General features: G+C 68.9%; 22 protein-coding genes, 1 tRNA gene and 1 riboswitch. Of the genes, 14 read left to right on the top strand and 9 right to left on the bottom strand.

The window, feature by feature from the left end:
* Nucleotides 1-95: 95 nt before the first annotated feature.
* Together OG379_RS15160 and OG379_RS15155 are read left to right on the top strand one after the other, a co-directional pair.
* Nucleotides 96-374, top strand: a complete 279-nt coding sequence (locus OG379_RS15160) for a MoaD/ThiS family protein (protein WP_104786217.1) — start codon at nt 96-98, stop codon at nt 372-374.
* Nucleotides 374-1,324 (top strand): PLP-dependent cysteine synthase family protein, encoded by a 951-nt coding sequence (locus OG379_RS15155; protein WP_405663015.1) that lies wholly within the window; start codon nt 374-376, stop codon nt 1,322-1,324. The genes OG379_RS15160 and OG379_RS15155 overlap by 1 nt, the downstream gene beginning before the upstream one ends.
* A gap of 81 nt (nt 1,325-1,405) precedes the next feature.
* Here the strand turns inward: OG379_RS15155 and OG379_RS15150 are convergent, their stop codons facing one another.
* Nucleotides 1,406-1,876 (bottom strand): type II toxin-antitoxin system PemK/MazF family toxin, encoded by a 471-nt coding sequence (locus OG379_RS15150; protein WP_405663012.1) that lies wholly within the window; start codon nt 1,874-1,876, stop codon nt 1,406-1,408.
* Nucleotides 1,877-2,048: 172 nt separating this feature from the next.
* Here OG379_RS15150 and OG379_RS15145 point away from each other — a divergent pair, with 172 nt between their 5' ends.
* The gene (locus tag OG379_RS15145; RefSeq protein WP_405663009.1) at nt 2,049-2,801 is read left to right on the top strand and encodes an MBL fold metallo-hydrolase; all 753 of its coding nucleotides are present in this window, start codon (nt 2,049-2,051) and stop codon (nt 2,799-2,801) included.
* A gap of 76 nt (nt 2,802-2,877) precedes the next feature.
* Here the strand turns inward: OG379_RS15145 and OG379_RS15140 are convergent, their stop codons facing one another.
* Nucleotides 2,878-4,131 carry a PTS transporter subunit EIIC gene (locus OG379_RS15140; protein ID WP_405663006.1) on the bottom strand — a complete coding sequence of 418 codons (1,254 nt, stop codon included), beginning with the start codon at nt 4,129-4,131 and terminating at the stop codon, nt 2,878-2,880.
* Between the two features lie 251 nt (nt 4,132-4,382).
* Nucleotides 4,383-5,642, bottom strand: a complete 1,260-nt coding sequence (locus tag OG379_RS15135; RefSeq protein WP_405663003.1) for a PTS transporter subunit EIIC — start codon at nt 5,640-5,642, stop codon at nt 4,383-4,385.
* A gap of 221 nt (nt 5,643-5,863) precedes the next feature.
* Here OG379_RS15135 and OG379_RS15130 point away from each other — a divergent pair, with 221 nt between their 5' ends.
* The 4 genes from OG379_RS15130 (at nt 5,864) to rdgB (ending at nt 8,085) form a co-directional block, all read left to right on the top strand.
* A complete protein-coding gene (locus tag OG379_RS15130; RefSeq protein WP_014156020.1) occupies nt 5,864-6,097 on the top strand; it encodes a glucose PTS transporter subunit EIIB in 234 nt (77 codons plus the stop codon).
* Nucleotides 6,098-6,224: 127 nt separating this feature from the next.
* Nucleotides 6,225-6,962 carry a ribonuclease PH gene (gene rph / locus OG379_RS15125; RefSeq protein WP_405663000.1) on the top strand — a complete coding sequence of 246 codons (738 nt, stop codon included), beginning with the start codon at nt 6,225-6,227 and terminating at the stop codon, nt 6,960-6,962.
* 112 nt (nt 6,963-7,074) lie between these two features.
* Nucleotides 7,075-7,461, top strand: coding sequence for a hypothetical protein (locus OG379_RS15120; protein ID WP_405662998.1), 387 nt, complete (start codon nt 7,075-7,077; stop codon nt 7,459-7,461).
* 21 nt (nt 7,462-7,482) lie between these two features.
* Nucleotides 7,483-8,085, top strand: coding sequence for an RdgB/HAM1 family non-canonical purine NTP pyrophosphatase (rdgB, locus tag OG379_RS15115; protein ID WP_405662995.1), 603 nt, complete (start codon nt 7,483-7,485; stop codon nt 8,083-8,085).
* 52 nt (nt 8,086-8,137) lie between these two features.
* On the opposite strand, the gene OG379_RS15110 is transcribed toward rdgB, so the two are convergent.
* The 4 genes from OG379_RS15110 to bcp all read right to left on the bottom strand — a co-directional run bounded on the left by OG379_RS15110 (nt 8,138) and on the right by bcp (nt 11,014).
* Nucleotides 8,138-8,221 (bottom strand) — tRNA-Leu (locus OG379_RS15110).
* A 63-nt stretch (nt 8,222-8,284) separates the two neighbouring features.
* Nucleotides 8,285-8,416, bottom strand: coding sequence for a hypothetical protein (locus tag OG379_RS15105; protein ID WP_405668521.1), 132 nt, complete (start codon nt 8,414-8,416; stop codon nt 8,285-8,287).
* 504 nt (nt 8,417-8,920) lie between these two features.
* On the bottom strand, nt 8,921-10,417 hold the full coding sequence (gene proP / locus OG379_RS15100) for a glycine betaine/L-proline transporter ProP (protein ID WP_405662993.1): 1,497 nt from the start codon (nt 10,415-10,417) through the stop codon (nt 8,921-8,923).
* A gap of 129 nt (nt 10,418-10,546) precedes the next feature.
* A complete protein-coding gene (bcp, locus tag OG379_RS15095) occupies nt 10,547-11,014 on the bottom strand; it encodes a thioredoxin-dependent thiol peroxidase (protein ID WP_104786200.1) in 468 nt (155 codons plus the stop codon).
* Between the two features lie 129 nt (nt 11,015-11,143).
* On the opposite strand from bcp, the gene OG379_RS15090 reads away from it, so the two are divergent.
* The 3 genes from OG379_RS15090 (at nt 11,144) to OG379_RS15080 (ending at nt 12,379) form a co-directional block, all read left to right on the top strand.
* Nucleotides 11,144-11,491, top strand: coding sequence for a DUF3618 domain-containing protein (locus OG379_RS15090; protein ID WP_405662991.1), 348 nt, complete (start codon nt 11,144-11,146; stop codon nt 11,489-11,491).
* Nucleotides 11,492-11,567: 76 nt separating this feature from the next.
* A complete protein-coding gene (locus OG379_RS15085; RefSeq protein ID WP_099173024.1) occupies nt 11,568-11,903 on the top strand; it encodes a co-chaperone GroES in 336 nt (111 codons plus the stop codon).
* 53 nt (nt 11,904-11,956) lie between these two features.
* A riboswitch (guanidine-III (ykkC-III) riboswitch) is annotated at nt 11,957-12,023 on the top strand.
* Nucleotides 12,024-12,058: 35 nt separating this feature from the next.
* Complete coding sequence (locus tag OG379_RS15080; protein ID WP_099172860.1) at nt 12,059-12,379, top strand: multidrug efflux SMR transporter; 321 nt, start codon at nt 12,059-12,061, stop codon at nt 12,377-12,379.
* Between the two features lie 56 nt (nt 12,380-12,435).
* Here the strand turns inward: OG379_RS15080 and asnB are convergent, their stop codons facing one another.
* Both asnB and OG379_RS15070 read right to left on the bottom strand, forming a co-directional pair.
* The gene (asnB, locus tag OG379_RS15075) at nt 12,436-14,277 is read right to left on the bottom strand and encodes an asparagine synthase (glutamine-hydrolyzing) (RefSeq protein WP_405662989.1); all 1,842 of its coding nucleotides are present in this window, start codon (nt 14,275-14,277) and stop codon (nt 12,436-12,438) included.
* Between the two features lie 358 nt (nt 14,278-14,635).
* Nucleotides 14,636-17,062 (bottom strand): transglycosylase domain-containing protein, encoded by a 2,427-nt coding sequence (locus tag OG379_RS15070; RefSeq protein ID WP_405662987.1) that lies wholly within the window; start codon nt 17,060-17,062, stop codon nt 14,636-14,638.
* Nucleotides 17,063-17,209: 147 nt separating this feature from the next.
* On the opposite strand from OG379_RS15070, the gene OG379_RS15065 reads away from it, so the two are divergent.
* Genes OG379_RS15065 through OG379_RS15050 form a run of 4 tightly spaced genes read left to right on the top strand, consistent with a single transcriptional unit; the run spans nt 17,210 to nt 20,600 of the window.
* Nucleotides 17,210-18,010, top strand: coding sequence for an ABC transporter permease (locus OG379_RS15065; protein ID WP_405662984.1), 801 nt, complete (start codon nt 17,210-17,212; stop codon nt 18,008-18,010).
* Nucleotides 18,003-18,875 carry an ABC transporter permease gene (locus OG379_RS15060; protein WP_405662981.1) on the top strand — a complete coding sequence of 291 codons (873 nt, stop codon included), beginning with the start codon at nt 18,003-18,005 and terminating at the stop codon, nt 18,873-18,875. Before OG379_RS15065 ends, OG379_RS15060 begins: the two co-directional genes overlap by 8 nt.
* 18 nt (nt 18,876-18,893) lie before the next feature.
* Nucleotides 18,894-19,862: an ATP-binding cassette domain-containing protein gene (locus tag OG379_RS15055; RefSeq protein ID WP_405668519.1), complete on the top strand. Its 969-nt coding sequence runs from the start codon at nt 18,894-18,896 to the stop codon at nt 19,860-19,862.
* Between the two features lie 54 nt (nt 19,863-19,916).
* A complete protein-coding gene (locus OG379_RS15050; RefSeq protein WP_405668517.1) occupies nt 19,917-20,600 on the top strand; it encodes a DUF1707 domain-containing protein in 684 nt (227 codons plus the stop codon).

The following is a 20,600-nucleotide window of genomic DNA, read 5'->3' as shown; positions in this document are numbered from 1 at the left end:
CGCGGTCCGAGCGCAATCACGTACGCACCACCCCAGCGCGGGGGCACAAACGCGCGCCCCACGCCACCTCCACGCTTTCGACAGGAGCCCACGCCATGGCCATCGAGGTCCGCATCCCGACCATCCTCCGCACCTACACCGACGGCGCCAAGGCGGTCGAAGGCAGCGGGGAGACCCTCGCCGACCTCCTCGCCGACCTGGAGACCCGCCACAACGGCATCCGTGAGCGCATCGTCGACGGCGACCAGCTGCGCCGCTTCGTGAACGTCTACCTCAACGACGAGGACGTCCGCTTCCTCGACGGCATCTCCACGAAGCTCGCCGACGGCGACAACGTCACCATCCTCCCGGCCGTCGCCGGCGGCATGCGCTGATGCGGTACGACTCCCCGCTGGCGGCCGTGGGCAACACGCCCCTGGTCCGCCTCCCGCGGCTGTCCCCGTCCGAGGACGTCCGTGTCTGGGCCAAGCTCGAGGACCGCAACCCCACCGGCTCGATCAAGGACCGCCCCGCGCTCCACATGGTCGAGCAGGCGGAGAAGGACGGCCGGCTGACACCCGGCTGCACGATCCTCGAGCCCACCAGCGGCAACACCGGCATCTCGCTCGCCATGGCGGCCAGGCTCAAGGGCTACCGCATCGTCTGCGTCATGCCGGAGAACACCTCGCAGGAGCGGCGCGACCTCCTCACCATGTGGGGCGCCGAGATCATCTCGTCCCCCGCCGCGGGCGGCTCCAACACCGCCGTACGCGTGGCCAAGGAGCTCTCCGCCGAGCACCCCGACTGGGTCATGCTCTACCAGTACGGCAACCCGGACAACGCCGGCGCCCACTACGCCACCACCGGCCCGGAGATCCTCGCCGATCTCCCGTCCATCACGCACTTCGTGGCGGGCCTCGGCACCACCGGCACCCTCATGGGCGTCGGCCGCTACCTCCGGGAGAACAAGCCCGACGTCAGCATCGTCGCCGCCGAACCGCGCTACGACGACCTCGTCTACGGCCTGCGCAATCTCGACGAGGGCTTCGTCCCCGAGCTCTACGACGCCTCCGTGCTCACCACCCGCTTCTCCGTCGGCTCGGCCGACGCCGTCACCCGCACCCGGGAGCTCCTCCAGCAGGAGGGCATCTTCGCGGGCGTCTCCACCGGCGCCGCACTCCACGCCGCCATCGGCGTCGGCCGCAAGGCCGTAAAGGCGGGGGAGTCGGCGGACATCGTCTTCGTCGTCGCGGACGGCGGCTGGAAATACCTGTCGACCGGCGTCTACACCGCCCCCACGACGGAAGCCGCCATCGAGACCCTGCACGGCCAGCTCTGGGCCTGAGGGCCCCTCAAGCCGCCCGCACCGGCGGCCGCGCACCCCAGGAGGCGCGGGACGGAACGCCGTCCCGCGTCTCCCGCATGCTCACCCCAGCCCGCGCACCCGCCCCCACACCTCGCCGTCCAGCTCGCCCGCCTTCCGGCGGAAACCGGACACCGCCACATCCCGCAGCTCGTCCGTCTCCAGGAAGCTCTGCCGCCCCCGCGCGTCGCCCACCGAACCCGGCGGCAGAGCGATCACACCCGGCCGCTCCTCGTGATGCTTGCTGGTGATCTTGGCGACGACCGCCGTGCCGCCCCGCACCGACAGCACGAGACACGGCCGGTCCTTGGACCCGGGCCCGTCCTCGAACGGCACATCCGCCCACCAGATCTCCCCGGGCCGGGGCAGCCCGTGCGGGCGCCCCTTCTTCCGCTCCGGAGCCCGCCCCGGAGGCCGCGTCCGCCCGCCAGGCCGCCGCGGCCCGCGCCCGCCGCGCCCCCGCGCGTCGGAGACCGTCGCCACGAGCGCCAACAGGACAACGGCGGCCAGCGCCACCCACCACCACGTGTTCATATCCAGACCGTACCGGCGCCCGGCGACACGCCGCCTTCCATCGAACCGGTGACAGCACAGGTGAGTTCCCCCACAACGGCAGGCCGTGGAGGAGCGACCACCGGTTTCGCGCCTTACGCTCGACGGACCGCACGAACCCTCCCCGTTCCCACGCCTCGGAGGTTCACGCTCCATGAAGCTCACCGTCGTCGGCTGCTCCGGCTCGTTCCCGTCCGCGGGTTCGGCATGCTCGAGCTACCTCGTAGAGGCCGACGGCTTCCGGCTGCTCCTCGACATGGGCAACGGCGCCCTGGGCGAGCTGCAGCGCCATGTGGGTCTTTACGACCTCGACGCCATCTTCCTCAGCCACCTCCATGCCGATCACTGCATCGACATGTGCGCGTACTTCGTCGTCCGCTACTACCGCTTCGACGGCGGACGCCCCGCCGCGATCCCCGTGTACGGCCCCGACGGCACCGAGCAGCGGCTCACCACGGCCCACGCCGACACCCCGTCCGACCACGCGATGGGCGAGGTCTTCGACTTCCACACACTGAAGTCCGGATCGTTCGAGATCGGCCCCTTCTCGGTGCGTACGGAGAAGCTCCGCCACCCCGTCGACACCTTCGGCATCAGGGTCGAGCACAACGGACGCTCACTCACCTACTCCGGCGACACCGGCACCTGCGAGGCGCTGGCCGAACTCGCCGAGGGCGCCGACCTGTTCCTCTGCGAAGCATCGTTCATCCACGGCAAGGAGGACATCCCGGACCTCCACCTCAACGGCCGCGAAGCAGGCGAATACGCCGCCCGCGCCGGAGCGGGACGCCTCGTCCTCACCCACATCCCGCCGTGGACGGACGCCGGACGCAACCTCGCCGACGCACGCGAGGTCTACGACGGCCCGGTCGAGCTGGCGGTGCCGGGCGCGGTGTACGAGATCTAGGGCGCGGCCACGACGACACGACGAAGCCCCCATCTCCCGGGCGGAGATGGGGGCTTCGTCGAAGGGCGCCCAGGGCTTACGCCTTGGTCAGGTCCTCGACCTCTTCCTCGGGCTCACGGCCCGGGGTGGTGAGGTTGAACTTGACGATCGCGAAGCGGAAGGTCACGTAGTAGATCACCGCGAAGACCAGGCCGATCGGGATGATCATCCAGGGCTTGGTGGCGTGGGTCCAGTTCAGCGCGTAGTCGATGAACCCGGCCGAGAAGTTGAAGCCCGCGTGGACGCCCAGGCCCCAGGTGATGGCCATCGACGCGGCGGTCAGCACCGCGTGCAGGACGTACAGGATCGGCGCGATGAACATGAACGAGAACTCGATCGGCTCGGTAACACCGGTGACGAACGAGGTCAGCGCGAGCGAGACCATCATGCCCATCACGGCCTTGCGGCGCTCGGGATGAGCGGTGTGGGCGATGGCGATCGCGGCGGCCGGCAGGCCGAACATCATGATCGGGAAGAAGCCGGACTGGAACATGCCCGCGGTGGGGTCGCCGGCCAGGAAGCGCGGGATGTCACCGTGGATGACGTCGCCGGCGGCGTTGGTGAAGTCGCCGAGCTGGAACCAGGCCACCGTGTTCACGAACTGGTGCATGCCGATCGGGATCAGACCGCGGTTGATCAGGCCGAACAGAGCGGAACCACCCGAGCCGAGGCCGGTCATCCACTCACCGAAGCTGCTGATGCCCTCGCCGATGGGCTCCCAGACCAGGCCGAAGAACACGCCGACGATCACGCCGACGAAGGCCATGATGATCGGCACCAGGCGGCGGCCGTTGAAGAAGCCGAGCCAGTCGACCAGCTTCTTGCGGTGGTACCGCTGCCAGAGGACTGCGGACAGCAGGCCCATGATGATGCCGCCGAGCACACCCGGGTCGTTGTAGGTCGCCGCGATGTCCGCGCCCTTCTGGACCACCGCTTCGCTGACCGGGAAGGCCTCGAGGACCTTGCTGTACACCAGGAAGCCGACAAGGGCGGCGAGGGCGGTGGAGCCGTCGGCCTTCTTCGCGAAGCCGATGGCGACACCTATGCAGAACAGGATTGGCAGGTTGCCGGTGATCGCGCTGCCCGCGTTGCCGAACACGGCGGCGACCTTGTCCCAGCCGAGACCGTCGGCGCCGAATACATCCGGCTGTCCCAGCCGCACCATGAGCCCCGCCGCAGGCAGGACGGCGATCGGCAGCTGGAGGCTGCGCCCGACCTTCTGCAGGCCCTGGAACACGCCGGAGCCCCGCTTCTTCGCGGGAGCCGCCGCCGCAGCGGTGTCCGTACTCATGAACTTCCTCCGGTAGACAAGGCGCCGCCGTGTGAAGGGTTCGGGGCGGCGACTTGAGGAACGCGGCGGGAAAACGCGCGCGTGGTCTGGACCACTCAGTGGTGTAGACCAGTTTTAGCACGGTGAGGGTTGGATAAGGAACCTGCAATTCCCTCCCATTTGCCGCGTAGTTCCACCACCACCCTGGGTGACACGGCGAAGGCCCCCGGACCGTCAGGTCCGGGGGCCGCGCGGAAGGGCTGAGGGGGCCTCTACTTCGTGAGGTCCTCCTCGGTCTTCTTCTCCTCCTCCAAGGGCTCACGCCCTGGGGTCTGGAGGTTGAACTTGGTGATCGCGAAGCGGAAGATCACATAATAGATCACCGCGAAGCACAGCCCGATCGGGATGATCAGCCACGGTTTCGTGTCCAGGTGCCAGTTGACGACGTAGTCGATCAGACCGGCCGAGAAGCTGAACCCCGCGTGCACGCCGAGCGCCCAGGTGACCCCCATCGAGACACCGGTGAGGATCGCGTGCACCCCGTACAGCAGCGGAGCGACGAAGAGGAACGAGAACTCCAGCGGCTCCGTCACCCCGGTCACGAACGACGTCAGCGCCACCGACAGCATCAGCCCGGACACCTCTTTGCGCCGCTCCGGCCGGGCGCAGTGGGCGATGGCCAGCGCGGCGGCCGGCAGGCCGAACATCATGATCGGGAAGAACCCCGAGGTGAACTGCCCCGCCGACGGGTCCCCGGCGAAGAAGCGCGAGATGTCGCCCTGGACGGTGCCGCCGTCGTCCCCGGTGAACTCGCCCGCCTGGAACCAGAAGAAGGTGTTCAGGAACTGGTGCATGCCGATCGGGATCAGCAGCCGGTTGGCGAAACCGAAGATCGCCGCGCCCCAGGCGCCCAGGTCGATCAGCTGCTTCGCGAACCACGTCAGGGCGTCACCCACCGGCTGCCACAGCAGCCCGAACAGCACGCCCAGGATCACGCAGAGGAACGCCATCAGGATCGGCACCAGCCGGCGCCCGTTGAAGAAGCCGAGCCAGTCGACCAGCTTGGTGCGGTGGTAGCGCTGCCAGACCACGGCGGTCAGCAGCCCGATGAGGATGCCGCCCAGGACCCCCGGGTTCTGCGGCACCCCGTCCGGCGTCGCCTCCGTCACCGAGTCGTCCACCGGGAACGCCGCCAGTACGCCCCGGTACACGAGGAAGCCGACGACCGCGGCGAGCGCCGTCGAGCCGTCGGCCTTCTTCGCGAAGCCGATCGCGACACCGATGCAGAAGAGCAGCGGCAGGCCCACCTCACCGTCGAGGATCGCCGTGCCGCCGTTGAGGAGAACCTTCGCGAACTTGTCCCAGAAGGCGCCGTGCAGCGAGGAGTCGAAGAGGTTGCCGAGGCTGACGAGGAGGCCCGCGGCCGGCAGCACGGCCACCGGCAGCTGCAGGCTGCGGCCGACCTTCTGCAGGCCCTGGACCGGCCCGTTCCACCACTTCCGCTGCGGTTGCGTGGCCGCGTTCGAACTCATCGGCATCCTCCCGGAACGCGCAAGGTTTGGCGGGCGTTGCAAACTGGTGTAGACCAGTCGCGATACGGTGCGGAGCCCCGCCGGAAGGCAGGGCGCCGGTGATCGTCATCATTGGGGACTGCGCGGTTACCCGCCCGTGAAGTTGGGCCAACCGTGCGTTACCGTGACGAAACGGACCCACGGTGGGCCGCCGCACGCACGAACAGACCAGGGAGAAGGACATGGCCAGCAAGGCTGAGAAGATCGTCGCCGGGCTCGGCGGTATCGAGAACATCGACGAGATCGAAGGCTGCATCACCCGCCTCCGCACCGAGGTCCACGACCCCAGCAAGGTCGACGAAGCCGCGCTCAAGGCCGCCGGCGCACACGGCGTCGTCAAGATGGGCACCGCGATCCAGGTCGTCATCGGCACCGACGCCGACCCCATCGCCGCCGACATCGAAGACATGATGTGACCGGCTGACCCGGCCGGCCCACCCAGGTCCGCACGCAGGCCCCGCTCCACCCGCCCCCACCGGCCCGGAGCGGGGCCTGCGGTGCACCCGAACGGACCCGGCCACGGCAGCCGATAGGCTCGACGGCATGTCTCGTATCGACGGCCGCACCCCCGAACAGCTCCGCCCCGTCACCATCGAACGCGGATGGAGCAAGCACGCCGAAGGCTCCGTACTCATCTCCTTCGGTGACACCAAGGTCTTCTGCACCGCCTCCGTCACCGAGGGCGTCCCGCGCTGGCGCAAGGGCAGCGGCGAAGGCTGGGTCACCGCCGAGTACTCCATGCTGCCCCGCTCGACCAACACCCGCGGCGACCGCGAATCCGTACGCGGCAAGATCGGCGGCCGCACCCACGAGATCAGCCGGCTCATCGGGCGCTCCCTCCGTGCCGTGATCGACTACAAGGCCCTCGGCGAGAACACCATCGTCCTCGACTGTGACGTCCTCCAGGCCGACGGCGGAACCCGCACCGCGGCCATCACCGGCGCGTACGTCGCCCTCGCCGACGCCATCGCCTGGGCCCAGGGCAAGAAGATCATCAAGCATGGCCGCAAGCCCCTCACCGGCACCGTCGCCGCCATCAGCGTCGGCATCGTCGACGGCGTCCCCCTCCTCGACCTCTGCTACGAGGAGGACGTCCGCGCCGAGACCGACATGAACGTCGTCTGCACCGGCGACGGCCGCTTCGTCGAGGTCCAGGGCACCGCCGAGGCCGAACCCTTCGACCGCGACGAGCTGAACGCCCTCCTCGACCTCGCCACCGCCGGCTGCACCGACCTCGCCAAGCTCCAGGAAGAGGCACTCGCCCGCACCCTCGGCGAGTGAAGGCGGGTAAAGAAGCAACCAAATACGCAGCGCACGGCGTCGTGAGGAGTACGGGCGCACGGGTCGAACCGTGCGTCCGTCCACGTATCCACCCCCGGGGAGGGACCGCGCCATGGCCTCGCGCCGCCACCGCACCGCACTCGTCGTCACGACCACTCTGCTGACCCTCACCGCCGCCGTCGGCTGCGGCGCCGTCGACAAGGCGCTGGACTGCGTCCGTACCGCCGACGCCATCGCCACCAGCGTCGACAACCTCCAGCAGGCGATATCCAACGCCTCGAACGACCCGACGCAGGCCTCGGAAGCCCTGGACCAGATCGACAAGGAGCTCAAGGACCTCGGCGACACCACGGACAACGCCGACCTGAGCAAGGCCGTCGACGACCTCCAGTCAGGCGTCACCAATGTCCGCGACTCCATCGACAAGGGCGACGCCACCCCCGACATCACCCCCGTCACCGACGCGGCCACGGAGATCGGCAAGGTCTGCACCCCGTGACCGGGCGGCGATAATCGACGCATGACGCGCCTGATCCTCGCCACCCGCAACGCCGGGAAAATCACCGAACTCCACGCGATCCTCGCCGACGCGGGCCTCACCCACGACCTCGTCGGCGCGGACGCGTACCCCGAGATCCCCGACGTCAAGGAAACCGGCGTCACCTTCGCCGAGAACGCCCTCCTCAAGGCCCACGCCCTGGCCCGGGCCACCGGCCACCCCGCCATCGCCGACGACAGCGGCCTCTGCGTCGACGTACTCGGCGGAGCCCCCGGCATCTTCTCGGCCCGCTGGTCCGGCGCCCACGGCAACGACGCGGCCAACCTGGACCTGCTCCTCGCCCAGCTCGGCGACATCTCCGACCCGCACCGGGGCGCCTACTTCGCCTGCGCGGCGGCCCTGGCCCTCCCTGACGGCACGGAACGCGTGGTCGAGGGCCGCCTCGAAGGCACCCTGCGCACCGCCCCCGCCGGCGGGAACGGCTTCGGCTACGACCCGATCCTCCAGCCGGACGGCGAGACCCGGACCTGCGCGGAGCTCACCCCGGAGGAGAAGAACGCGATCAGCCACCGAGGCAAGGCGTTCCGGGCACTGGTGCCGGTGGTGCGGGAGCTGGTGGGCTGAGAAGCAAAGAGGGGGATCAACCCGACCGGGACGATCCCCCTCCTTCCATGCGTGCGGCCGGTGGGATTCGAACCCACACAGGATTTCTCCCAGATGCCCCTAAAACACCCGCCGATACCAGTTTGGCTACGGCCGCGTAGCAGATCACAGCTTACTGCCCTCTGCGAGGAGACGCGGCGGGTATGGGGGGGAGAGTCTTTCAGGGCCTCGAGATGGTGCCGCCTCTGCACCAGGTGCGGGTCACCGCATGACAGTTCGGGCACAGGAGCTGCAGATTTTCCCTACGGTCATCGCTCCAGTCACCGTTGATGTGATCCACCTCCAGCGTCATGGGCTCGCCCAACCAGGCTGCGCCGGTTCCGCAGTCGGCGCACTCCTCCGGGATGCCGACGTCCCGCAGAGCGCGGCGCAGTAGCACCGTCTTCGTGCGGCGCTTGCCCTCATGTTTGACCAGCACCTGTGCAGCAGTCTTGCGCGGAGTGGGTCCGATCCGTAAGGAGTTCCTTCGTCCACCGCACTTGTTCGCTCTCGAAGTGGCGAGTATCCACGCCGAGTTTTCGCATGCGGTCAAGGAGGTATCGCCGTGACGAGCTCCTCGGATCGACCCCGAGTTTCGTCAGCGCCTCCGAGAGCGTCCGCGACGACGAGGCCGCCTCCGCGAGGCGCTCGCGCGTGTATGGGCTTGCCCGCATGTCCCCTCCGCATCCGGCCGCGCGTTCGCGGCCTCGTACGGAGCAACGAACCGCTAATCGGATGGTCACGTCCGTAATGCGACGAGATGCGGAAGGGCCCGTACCGCTTTGTGGCGGTACCGGCCCTTCTGTGAGGACGTGTGTCAGAACTTCGGGTCCGGGCTCTGGGCGTGGACCAGTTCGGCCGCTTCCTCTTCGGTCTCCACCGAGGGCGGGGAGCCGGCCAGGGGCTGGTTGGCGGTCTCCTTCATGCAGGCCACCGCGATCACGCCGATCAGGGCCGCCGCCATCGCGTAGTACGCCGGCATCAGGTTCGAGCCGCTCCAGCTGATCAGCGCGGTGATCACCAGCGGGGTCGTACCGCCGAAGATCGAGGCCGAGAGGTTGTAGCCGACCGACAGGGAGCCGTAGCGGACGTTGGTCGGGAACAGGGCCGGGAGGGCGGCGGACATCGTGCCCAGCATGCAGACCAGGGAGAGGCCCAGCATGACCATGCCGATGGCGATCGCCGGGATGCTGCCCTGGCGGATCAGGAGGAACGACGGCAGGGACAGGAACAGGAAGCCGAGCATTCCGGCCATCAGCAGCGGCTTGCGGCCGAAGCGGTCGGAGAGCTTGCCGAACTGGCTGATGATCACCATCAGCAGGACCATGACGGCGAGCAGGATGAGCAGGCCGTGGGTCTCGCTGTAGCCGAGCTCGTCCGAGAGGTACGTCGGCATGTACGACAGCAGCATGTAGTCGGCGATGTTGTACGCGCCGACCAGGGCGATGCAGAGGATCAGCGTCGGCCAGTACTGACGGAAGATCTTGGCGAGGTCGCCCTTCGCCGTCGTCTCGACGTGGTCGGCGGCCTCCGTGGCGTGGGCGGTGCCGCCCTCCAGCTTCTGGAAGGCGGGGGTCTCGTCGAGGCGCAGTCGCAGGTAGAGGCCTACGAGGCCGAGGGGACCGGCGACGAGGAACGGGATGCGCCAGCCCCAGGACTCCATCTGGGGGGTGTCCAGCAGGGCGTACAGGAGGGTCACGAGCCCGGCGGCGCCGACGTATCCGGCCAGGGTGCCGAATTCGAGGAAGCTGCCGTAGAAGCCGCGGCGCTTGTCGGGGGCGTACTCGGCGATGAAGGTCGAGGCGCCGCCGTACTCGCCGCCGGTGGAGAAGCCCTGGAGCATCCGGAAGAAGATGAGCAGGACCGCCGCCCAGACGCCGATGGTGCCGTGGGAGGGGATGAGGCCGATCGCGAAGGTGCCGATCGCCATGAGGATCATGGTGAGGGCCAGGACCTTCTTGCGGCCGATCTTGTCACCCATGGGGCCGAAGAACATGCCGCCGAGGGGCCGGACGAGGAAGGCCACGGCGAAGGTCGCGAACGACGAGAGGAGCTGGGTGGTGTCGTTCCCGGAGGGGAAGAAGACATGCCCGATGGTGACGGCCAGGTAGGAGTAGATGCCGAAGTCGAACCACTCCATGGCGTTACCGAGCGACGCCGCCTTCACCGCACGCTTGACCGCCTGGTCGTCGGTGACGGTGATGTCGGTCCGACGGAGCCGGGGGTTCTGACGCTTCCGGATGGCCCGGAAGAGCGCTGGGTGGCGTTTGACCGCATCAGGGTCGGCCGCCTGGTGGGGGTCGGAGGCCGCCATGGCCGGTTCCTTTCGTCGAACGGTGTTCCAGGAAAGGCTTCTGCGCAGTCATGGCGGTTGCAAACCGAATCAGCGGATGATTGCGATCTCGCTCACACCCATTTCGGCCGAGATCCCCACGAACCGGGGTCAGATTCCGAGGTCCTTGATGATCTTGGCGACGTGGCCGGTCGCCTTGACGTTGTAGAGGGCTTTCTCCACCTTGCCCTCTTCGTCGACCACAATCGTGGAGCGGATCACACCTGTCACCACTTTGCCGTAGAGCTTCTTCTCGCCGAACGCGCCGTAGGCCTCCAGGGTCTCCTTGGAGGGGTCGCCGACCAGTGTGACCTTGAGGTTCTCCTTCTCACGGAACTTCGCGAGCTTCTCCGGCTTGTCCGGCGACACGCCGATGACGTCGTAACCGGCTCCGGTGAGGAGGTCCAGGTTGTCCGTGAAGTCGCAGGCCTGCTTGGTGCAGCCGGGGGTGAGCGCGGCGGGGTAGAAGTAGACGATGACCTTGCGGCCCTTGTGGTCCGCGAGCGAGATCTCGTTTCCGTCGGCGTCCGGAAGGGTGAAGGCGGGGGCGGTGTCGCCGGTCTGGAGTCGCTCGCTCATTTTTCTCCTCGAGTGGCACGCGTGCTGTGTGGCACCGAGCGTAATAGGGGGTGCCGCCGGGTGTAGGGGCGCCCGAGCTGACAGACTGTCGATGAAGGTTTACCCGACGACGACCACGGAGGCGGCGCAGTGTCGGATGCCAGGACCCCTGCGCAGATCGAGGCGGACATCATCAGCAGGCGTGAGCAGCTTGCGGTGGTGCTGGACGAGATCGGGGTGCGGGTGCACCCGAAGACGATGATGGGTGACGCGAAGGCCAAGGTCGCGTCGACGGTGGACCGGACGGCCGGGCGTGCGTTCGTCGCCGTGAACCGTTCGGTTTCGGACGTGAAGGCGCAGTTCGTCGCGGAGGACGGTTCGCCGCGGCTGGAGCGGGTGATTCCGGCGGCGCTGGTGGTGGCCGGGGCGGTCGCGTTGCTGACGCTCTCCTCCCGGTCCTCGCGGTCTTCGCGGGGCGCGCGCCGCAGGAGGCGTTGAAAGCGGTCTCCGTGCGGCCCTGGGGCGTGCGGAGGGGTTCGGGGCAGGTAGGTTTCGGGTCGTGAGTGACAACGGCATGAGCAACACCGACGACAAGCTGCCGATCCGGATGCTGCACGACCGTGTGCTGGTGCGGTCGGATTCGCCCGAGGGCGAGCGGCGGTCCGGCGGCGGCATCCTGATTCCGGCGACGGCGGCGGTCGGCCGGCGTCTGGCGTGGGCCGAGGTGGTCGCTGTGGGCCAGAACGTGCGGACCGTGGAGCCGGGTGACCGGGTGCTGTACGACCCCGAGGACCGTGCCGAGGTCGAGGTGCGGGGGGTGGCGTACGTGCTGATGCGGGAGCGGGATCTGCACGCGGTGGCCGCGGACCGGTTCGAGGGTTCGGTGGATTCGACCGGGCTCTATCTGTAGGCAGGTGTGGGGTGAGTGGGCCTGGTGACCGTTGTCACCAGGCCTTTCTGCTGTGTGTTGCTAGGCTGGTGTGACCCCGACGAGATGCGCCGTACCGGGTTTCCGCAAAGACGACGCGCCCGTGTTGTTCGCGTGTTTCGTCGTGGAGGTCTGTCGTGGCGTGGGTTCTGTTGATCGTCGCCGGTCTGCTGGAAGTGGGCTGGTCGATCGGGATGAAGTACACCGAGGGGTTCACCCGGCTGTGGCCGAGTGTGTTCACCGGCCTGGGGATCGTGGCCAGCATGATGCTGTTGTCGCAGGCGGCGAAGACCCTGCCGATCGGTACGGCGTACGGCGTGTGGGTGGGGATCGGCGCGGCCGGTGCGGCGGTGCTGGGCATGGTGGTGCTGCATGAGCCGGTGACGGCCGCCCGTATCTTCTTCGTCTGTCTGCTGCTGGTGGCTGTGGTGGGGCTGAAGGCGACGTCCGGGCACTGAGGGCTGTGGCGCGGCCGGTCGTCATGACCGGCCGCGCGACCCGGGTTTCCGTCGGGTCAGGACAGCACCAGCTCCGGGGAGTACATGTCGAGCCAGAGGGCGAGATCGAGGGTGCGTTCGAGACCGCGCCGCGACGCCTGGGAGATCTGTGGCGTTTCCCGGTTGGCGGCCAGTTCGACGCGTGCCGGGTCGACGATCTCGAAGACCCGGTGCGAGGGCCGGGACAGCAGGTCCTTGGCGTGGTCCTGGAGCGCCACGGCGTACTTGGGGTCCTGGGTGGAGGGGTACGGGCTCTTGACCCTGTCGTACACCGAGCGCGGCAGGACGTCGGCTGTGGCCTCGCGCAGCAGAGTCTTCTCCCGGCCGTCGAAGGACTTCAGTGCCCAGGGAGTGTTGTAGACGTACTCGACGAGGCGGTGGTCGCAGAAGGGCACACGTACCTCGAGGCCGACGGCCATGCTCGCCCGGTCCTTCCGGTCGAGCAGCACCCGGACGAAGCGGGTCAGGTGCTGGTGGCTGATCTTGCGCATCGTGTACTCGAGGTCGCTCTCGCCGTCGAGCCGCTGGATGCCGGAGACCGCGTCGCGGTAGCCGTCCGCGACGTACGACGTGAGGTCGAGGCGTGTGGTGAGGTCCGGGCGGAGTACGTCGGCGTCCTCGCCGAAGTGCCGGCTGAACTGTGCCAGCCAGGGAAAGGTCTCGGACTTGCGGGCCTCCTCGTCGAAGAACTGGAGGTAGCCGCCGAAGACCTCGTCGGCGGACTCCCCGGACAGGGCGACCGTGGAGTGCTCGCGGATCGACTTGAAGAGCAGGTAGAGGGAGGCGTCCATGTCGCCGAAGCCCATGGGTATGTCCCGGGCGCGGATCACCCGGGAGCGCACCTCGGGGTCGGCGAGTGAGTCCGAGTCGAGCACGATGTCGCGGTGGTCGGTGCCCGCCGTGCGCGCCACGTCGTGGACGAAGGGCGTGTCGGGGGTGCCGCGGAGTTCGTCGGCGACGAAGTTCTCGGTCTGGCCGGTGAAGTCGACGGCGAAGCTGCGTACGGTCTCACCGGTCTCGCCGAGCTGACGGGCGGCCAGTGCGGTCATCGCGGAGGAGTCGAGTCCTCCGGACAGCAGGGTGCAGCGGGGCACGTCGGAGACGAGCTGGCGGCGCACGATGTCGTCGAGGAGTGAGCGGACGGTGGCGATGGTGGTTTCGCGGTCGTCCGTGTGCGGCCGGGTCTCCAGCTGCCAGTACACGTGTCGGCGCAGGCCGCCGCGGTCCACGGTGATGACGGTGCCGGGCTCGACCTCGTGCATGCCGTCCCACACCGCGTGGCCGGGAGTCTTCACGAAGGTGAACAGTTCGCGTAGGCCGTCGAGGGTGACGCGGGGCTTGGTGAGCGGGTTGGCGAGGATGGCTTTGGGTTCGGACCCGAAGAGGACGCCGTCGGGTGTCTCGTAGTAGTAGAACGGCTTGATGCCCATGCGGTCGCGGATCATCACGAGCTTGTCGTGCCGTCCGTCCCACAGGGCGAAGGCGTACATGCCGTTGAGGCGTTCGGCGATCGCCTCGCCCCATTCCACGTAGCCGCGCAGCACGACCTCGGTGTCGGATTCGGTGGTGAACCGGTGGCCGCGCCGGACGAGTTCCTGACGGAGTTCGGTGTAGTTGTACGTCTCGCCGGAGTAGACGATGGCCACGGCACCTTCGGGGGTGTCGACGGTCATGGGCTGGCGTCCGCCGGGCAGGTCGATGATGGCCAGCCGTCGGTGGCCGAGGCCGGCGGGTCCGCTGATCCAGGTTCCGCGGTCGTCGGGGCCGCGGCAGGACATCGTCTCCGTCATCGCGTCGAGTGTTTCGGCCGAGGCTCGAAGGTCGCGGTCGAAGGAAATCCAGCCGGTGATGCCGCACATCCGGTATTCCTCCTGCTTCCGGTCGCCGTCCGGCCTCCGGGCCACCGTTTCCGGCGGGGACGCCGGGGGAGGGCGGACAGGTGGCCGGCGAAACCAGTTGTAGTGAGCACCTATGTAATGAGCCTGTGACATGCCCGCGGCCCGGGTCAACCAGGTGGTGACATGCCGGGCGAGCTCACCCCGCGATTTTCGGACGCACACAGTGCGGAACTTTGCGAACACATGCCCATCGAGGGCCCGCCCCGCCCGGTTGTGGGCTTCCGGAGGGGGCGGGTGTGGGCGTGGATCCAGCCATGGGCAAAGTCTTGGCCAATCCGGGCGGGCCGTATCCGATCGGCCGGTCCGCTTCGCCGCGTGTTCAGGGGCGGGCGGGGCCGAGGAGGCCTTGGTCGTCCCTGTCGTCCTTCGTATCCCTGCCGTTGTCGTCCCTGTCGTCCCTGCTGTCCCCGTCCTGGCGGTCGGCAGGACGGCTGTCGGCGGGTTCCGTGGCTGCGGCCGGGGCGGGCGAGGGGGCGTCGGCGGGGGTGGCGGTGCGGGGAGTCCGTGAGGCCGGCGAGGCTTCGGAGGCGGCGTCCGGTGTGCGGTGGGGGGCGCGGTCCCGCTTCTCGCGGGAGTCCCCGGTGCCGGGTTCGTCGGTGCCTCCCGCTTCCTCCGTGTCCTCGCCCTCCGCGCTCTCGTCCGGGTCGGGCTCCTCGGGGCCCTCGTCGGCCTCGAGCTCGAAGCCCTGCACCTCACTGCCCTCGAGTGCGGCCCGGGTGTAGTCGGCCCAGGTCTGGGCGGGTGCACCGCCGCCGTTCATGCGGGCGAGGCCGAGTGCGCCGTAGAGGGGTTTCTGTACGCCGGTCCTGGGGTCCTGGCCCATGACGGCGATGACGGTGGCGAGGTCGGGGGTGTAGCCGGCGAACCAGGCGGCCCTGTCCTCCTCGGCGGTGCCCGTCTTGCCCGCCGCGGGGCGGCCCGCGCCAAGGGCGGCGGTGCCGGTGCCGCCGTCGACGACGCTCCGCAGGACGGAGGTGGTGGTGTCGGCGGCTTCGCGGCTGACGGCCTGCCGGGTGTTCCTGGCGGGGAGGTCCAGCTCGGTGCCGTCCTTGCTGATCTTGGCGACGAGCGTGTGGGGGCGCTGTCTGCCGTGGTCGGCGAGGGTGGCGTAGGCCGAGGCCATGTCGACGGCACTGGCGGTTGCGGGGCCGAGGGCGATGGAGGGGGAGGCCGTGAGGTCGGGGGTGTCCCGGGGGATGCCGAGGGCGACCGCGGTGTCCTTGACCTCTTCGGGCCCGACGTCCTGCGCCATCTGGGCGTAGACGGCGTTGACGGATTTGTCGGTGGCCTCGCGGACGGTGATGGAGCCGTAGTCGACGTCGTCCTCGTTGGCGGGGGAGTAGCCGGTGGAGCCGGAGGCACTCTGGACGGTGCGTTTGTTGGTGCCGTCGTAGCGGGTGTTGGGGGTGATGGCGCGGTCCTTCTGGGTGGTGGACCCGTTGGCGAGGGCTGCGGCGAGGACGAACGGCTTGAAGGTGGACCCGACCTGGTAGTCGCGGCGGGTCGCGTTGTTGACGTACTGCTTCGTGTAGTCGACGCCTCCGTAGAGGGCGACGACGTGGCCGGTGGCGGGGTCGATGGAGGCGCCGCCCGCGCGGACGTTGCGGTCGGCCTCGCGGTCGTCGCTGGTCTTGGAGAGGACGTTGTCCTTGACGGCTTCGACGAGGGCGTCCTGCTTCTTCTTCTGGAGAGTGGTGGTGATGCGGTAGCCGCCGGTGGCGAGGGTGTCCGCGTCGATGATCTTGTTGGCGGTGAGGTAGTCCTCGACCGCCTGGACGATGTAGCCGCGCTGGCCGGAGAGCGCGGTGGCGGGCTTGGCCTTGTCGGGGACGGGGAAGGTCATCGCGTCGCGGTCGGCGGCGCTGAGCCAGTGGTGCTTCACCATGCCGTCGAGCACGTAGTCCCAGCGGGCGAGGACGGCCTTCTTGTTCTCGGGGTGGGCGACGACGTCGTACGAGCTGGGGGCGTTGAGCAGGGAGGCGAGGTAGGCGCCTTCGCCGGCGTCGAGGTCGTCGACGTCCTTGCCGTAGTAGGCGTGGGAGGCGGCCTGGATGCCGTAGGCGTTGCGTCCGAAGTAGCTGGTGTTGAGGTAGCCCTCGAGGATCTCGTCCTTGCTCTGTTCGCGGTCGAGTTTGATGGAGATGAAGAATTCCTTGGCCTTGCGGACGACGGTCTGTTCCTGGCCGAGGTAGTAGTTCTTGACGTACTGCTGGGTGATGGTGGAACCGCCCTGCCTGCCCTTGCCGGTGACGGTGTTCCAGCCGGCGCGGAGGGTGGCCTTGATGTCGATGGCGTCCTCGGAGTAGAAGTCCCGGTCCTCGGCGGCGAGTACGGCGTGCTGGATGGTGGGGGGGATGCGGTCCAGCGGGATCTTCTCGCGGTTGATCTCGCCGTCGCGGGCGATGACGGTCTTCCCGTCCGCGTACACGTAGACGTTGGCCTGCGCGGTCGCGGCGGCGTTGGCGGCGGGGATGTCGATGAGCTGGTAGCCGGCGATGAATCCGCCGACGAGGAGCAGCGCCAGGAGGAGTACGCCGCCGAGGGTCATGCGCCAGGTGGGGATGGCGCGGCGCCAGCCGGTGCGCTTGCGCCGCTTGGGGCGTTTTTTGCGCCCCTCGGTGTCCTGTGCGCCGTTCGGGTGGCGGGGGTCGGGGGCGGGGGCCGCGGCCGAGGGGTCTCGGGGGGCCCAGCCCTGGGGGCCCTGCTGACCAGGGTCTCCGCCGTGCTGCGGTGGCTCTTGGCTCATGACTGTGGAGGCTCCTCGACTACGGATGATTTTCCTATAGTGCACTTTTCGGACAGATAACCCTCGGATCCCTCCACGGAAATGGGGTCGCGGCGGCCGGACGCCCTGGACTAAGGTCGTGCGCTTTGGCGGATTGAGGGGGGCGAGGTGCGGCTCTATGCCGTGGTGGCGGCCGGGGGGTTCCGGCGGTATGCCACCTATCGGGTGGCGACGCTCGCGGGGGTGTTCACCAACACCGTCTTCGGTTTCATCATGGCGTACACCTACATCGCTCTGTGGGACGAGAGACCGCAGCTCGGCGGCTACGACATGTCGCAGGCGCTGACCTATGTGTGGCTGGGTCAGGCCCTGCTGATGACCTGCGCGATGATGGGCGGCGGCTTCGAGGACGAGCTCATGGAGCGGATCCGCACGGGTGACATCGCGGTCGATCTGTACCGGCCCGCCGATCTGCAGCTGTGGTGGCTGGCGGGGGACCTGGGCCGGGCCGCGTTCCATCTGCTGGGGCGCGGGATCGTGCCCATGGTGCTGGGGGCCCTGGCCTTCGATCTCGCGATGCCGCGCTCTCCGTGGACCTGGCTGGCCTTCCTCGTGTCGGTGGGGCTGGGCGTCGTGGTGAGCTTCGGGGTGCGCTTCCTGGTCGCGCTGTCGGCGTTCTGGCTGATGGACGGGGCCGGCGCGATGCAGATCGCCTGGCTGGCGGGGCTGTTCTTCTCGGGGATGATGCTGCCGCTGACGCTGTTCCCCGGCTGGCTCGGGGAGCTGGCCCGCGTCCTGCCGTGGTCGTCGCTGCTCCAGGTCCCGGCCGATGTGTTCCTCGGCAGGTACGCGGGCTGGGATGTCGTTCGGGCGTACGCCTTCCAGGCCGGCTGGGCGGTGGTGCTGCTGCTGGCCGGGAGGCTCCTGCAGTCGGTGGCGACCAGAAGGGTGGTGGTCCAGGGTGGCTGAGGTCCGGGTCGGGCGTGTTGCGGCCGTGGAGCCGGAGACCGCGTTCGCCGAGCGGCCCCGGCTGGTCGAGGGCGTGCGGGCGTACGGGCTGATCGTGGCGATGTGGCTGCGCTCCACGATGGCGTACCGCGCGTCGTTCGTGATGACGACCGTGGGGAACTTCGTGTCGACGGCGTTCGACTTCATCACGATCATGCTGATGTTCGCGCACGTCGACGTGCTGGGCGGGTTCACCCTGCCGGAGGTCGCGTTGCTGTACGGGACGTCGGCGACCGCTTTCGGGCTGGCCGACCTGGCGTTGGGGTCGATGGACCGGCTGGGGCGCCGGGTGCGGGACGGGACGCTGGACACGCTGCTGGTGCGGCCCGTCCCTGTGCTGGCGCAGGTGGCGGCGGACCGGTTCGCGCTGCGCCGGCTGGGGCGGATCACGCAGGGTCTGCTGGTGCTGGGATACGCCCTGTTGACGCTGGACATCGACTGGTCGCCGCTGAAGGTGGTGATGCTGCCGATGATGGTGCTGAGCGGGGCGGCGATCTTCGGCGCGGTGTTCGTGGTGGGAGCGGCGTTCCAGTTCTACGCCCAGGACGCCTCCGAGGTGCAGAACGCCTTCACGTACGGGGGGACGACGATGCTGCAGTACCCGCCGACGGTGTTCGCGAAGGACCTGGTGCGCGGGGTGACGTTCGTGGTGCCGCTGGCGTTCGTGAGCTGGCTGCCGGCCCTGTACGTGCTGGGGCGGGACTATCCGCTGGACCTGCCGCGATGGGTGGCGTTCCTGCCTCCGGTGGTCGCGGCGGGGTGCTGGGTGCTCGCGGGGCTGGTGTGGCGTGTGGGGCTGCGGTCGTACCGCAGTACGGGAAGCTGAGGAGTGGGCGTGGACGACATGGACTTCATCGAGCTGGACGGCGTCGAGAAGGTCTTCGACGTGCGCCGTAAGACGGGCTTCATGCGCCGTGAACGGCGTGAGGTGCGGGCGGTGGACGGGATCAGCTTCCGGGTGCCGCGCGGCGAGATGGTCGGCTACATCGGCCCGAACGGTGCGGGCAAGTCGACGACGATCAAGATGCTGACGGGCATTCTCACGCCGAGCGGTGGCAGGCTGCGGGTCGCGGGGATCGACCCGAGCCGGGAGCGTACGAAGCTGGCGCACCGGATGGGTGTGGTGTTCGGGCAGCGTACGACGCTGTGGTGGGACCTGCCGTTGCGTGACTCGTACCGGCTGATGCACCGCATGTACCGGATACCGGACAGCCGTTACCGGGAGAATCTGGACCGTTGCGTCGAACTCCTGAATCTGGGGGCGCTGTTGGACGTCCCGGTGCGTCAGCTGTCGTTGGGGCAGCGGATGAGGGGCGACATCGCGGCGGCGCTGCTGCACGATCCCGAGGTGCTGTATCTGGACGAGCCCACCATCGGGCTCGATGTGATCTCCAAGGCCAAGGTGCGGGGGTTCCTGCGGGACTTGAACGCGGAGCGGTCCACGACGGTGCTGCTGACCACTCACGACCTGACCGACATCGAGCAGCTGTGCAAGCGGGTGATGGTGATCGACCACGGCCGCCTGGTCTACGACGGTGCGCTCGCCGGGCTGCACGAGGTGGGGGAGAGCGAGCGCACGCTCGTCGTGGACCTGGAGAGGGAGCTGCCGCCGATCGAGCTGGGGGCGGAGCCTTCGGTGCGGGTGGTGAAGGTGGAGGGGCCCCGGCAGTGGCTGGCGTTCCCGGCCGCGGCGTCGGCCGCCCCCCTGGTGGCGCGTATCGCGGCGGACTATCCGCTGGTGGACCTCTCGGTGCGGGAGCCGGACATCGAGTCCGTGATCGCGAAGATGTACGTGTCGGATTCTGCTCTCTAGGCCCGTTCCGTGATTGCTCTATAGGGTGCCGGTATGACAAGTGACAGCCCGGACATGCGTGCCTCCGACGCGGAACGTGAGCGGGTCGCCGAGACCCTGCGGGAGGCCGTGGCCGAGGGCCGGCTGGAGATGGACGAGTTCGAGCAGCGGCTCGACGCGACGTTCAAGGCGCGTACGCACGGGGAGTTGGTCCCGCTCGTACGCGACCTGCCGGTGCCGGGCGATCTTGTCCGGCCGGTGGGGGCGGTGGCCGAGCGCAAGGGGTCGTCCGCGAACTGGCCCGCGCGGATCGGTGGCACCGCCACCTCGTCGGGGGCCTTCGCCTTCTGGGGCGGCTTCAGCCGCAAGGGCCGCTGGACGGTGGGCCCGAAGTTCACCGCGTTCGCGATGTGGGGCGGTGGCGAGATCGATCTGCGCGAGGCCCGCTTCGCTGAGCGCGATGTCGTGATCCGCTGCTTCACGATCATGGGCGGCATGCAGGTGACGGTCCCGCCGGACCTCAACGTCCAGGTCAACGGCCTCGGGATCATGGGCGGTTTCGGCGAGAACTCCAAGCTCGACGAGGAACCGGAACCCGCTCCGGACTCCCCACGGGTGAAGATCACCGGCTTCGCGCTGATGGGCGGGGTCGGCGTGGAGCGCAAGCGGAGCAGGGCGGAGAAGCGGCGGCTGCAGGAGCAGGAGCGGCTGCGGCTGCAGAAGCCGGACACGGGGGACGGGCGCAAGGAGCTCGGCTGA

The sequence above is a fragment of the Streptomyces sp. NBC_01166 genome, assembly GCF_045039765.1.
Lineage (GTDB): Bacteria > Actinomycetota > Actinomycetes > Streptomycetales > Streptomycetaceae > Streptomyces.
This window is presented reverse-complemented; position numbering and strand designations above follow the sequence as displayed.

What these genes read in the sequence shown, in the direction of transcription:
- OG379_RS15145 (WP_405663009.1), top strand. Translation starts at nt 2,049, where the DNA reads ATGAAGCTCACCGTCGTCGGCTGCTCCGGCTCGTTCCCGTCCGCGGGT.
- asnB (WP_405662989.1), bottom strand. Translation starts at nt 14,277, where the DNA reads ATGTGCGGCATCACCGGCTGGATTTCCTTCGACCGCGACCTTCGAGCC.
- OG379_RS15135 (WP_405663003.1), bottom strand. Translation starts at nt 5,642, where the DNA reads ATGAGTTCGAACGCGGCCACGCAACCGCAGCGGAAGTGGTGGAACGGG.
- OG379_RS15105 (WP_405668521.1), bottom strand. Translation starts at nt 8,416, where the DNA reads ATGACGCTGGAGGTGGATCACATCAACGGTGACTGGAGCGATGACCGT.
- rdgB (WP_405662995.1), top strand. Translation starts at nt 7,483, where the DNA reads ATGACGCGCCTGATCCTCGCCACCCGCAACGCCGGGAAAATCACCGAA.
- OG379_RS15160 (WP_104786217.1), top strand. Translation starts at nt 96, where the DNA reads ATGGCCATCGAGGTCCGCATCCCGACCATCCTCCGCACCTACACCGAC.
- proP (WP_405662993.1), bottom strand. Translation starts at nt 10,417, where the DNA reads ATGGCGGCCTCCGACCCCCACCAGGCGGCCGACCCTGATGCGGTCAAA.
- OG379_RS15140 (WP_405663006.1), bottom strand. Translation starts at nt 4,131, where the DNA reads ATGAGTACGGACACCGCTGCGGCGGCGGCTCCCGCGAAGAAGCGGGGC.
- OG379_RS15130 (WP_014156020.1), top strand. Translation starts at nt 5,864, where the DNA reads ATGGCCAGCAAGGCTGAGAAGATCGTCGCCGGGCTCGGCGGTATCGAG.
- OG379_RS15055 (WP_405668519.1), top strand. Translation starts at nt 18,894, where the DNA reads ATGGACTTCATCGAGCTGGACGGCGTCGAGAAGGTCTTCGACGTGCGC.
- OG379_RS15155 (WP_405663015.1), top strand. Translation starts at nt 374, where the DNA reads ATGCGGTACGACTCCCCGCTGGCGGCCGTGGGCAACACGCCCCTGGTC.
- OG379_RS15050 (WP_405668517.1), top strand. Translation starts at nt 19,917, where the DNA reads ATGCGTGCCTCCGACGCGGAACGTGAGCGGGTCGCCGAGACCCTGCGG.
- rph (WP_405663000.1), top strand. Translation starts at nt 6,225, where the DNA reads ATGTCTCGTATCGACGGCCGCACCCCCGAACAGCTCCGCCCCGTCACC.
- OG379_RS15120 (WP_405662998.1), top strand. Translation starts at nt 7,075, where the DNA reads ATGGCCTCGCGCCGCCACCGCACCGCACTCGTCGTCACGACCACTCTG.
- OG379_RS15150 (WP_405663012.1), bottom strand. Translation starts at nt 1,876, where the DNA reads ATGAACACGTGGTGGTGGGTGGCGCTGGCCGCCGTTGTCCTGTTGGCG.
- OG379_RS15085 (WP_099173024.1), top strand. Translation starts at nt 11,568, where the DNA reads ATGAGCAACACCGACGACAAGCTGCCGATCCGGATGCTGCACGACCGT.
- OG379_RS15070 (WP_405662987.1), bottom strand. Translation starts at nt 17,062, where the DNA reads ATGAGCCAAGAGCCACCGCAGCACGGCGGAGACCCTGGTCAGCAGGGC.
- bcp (WP_104786200.1), bottom strand. Translation starts at nt 11,014, where the DNA reads ATGAGCGAGCGACTCCAGACCGGCGACACCGCCCCCGCCTTCACCCTT.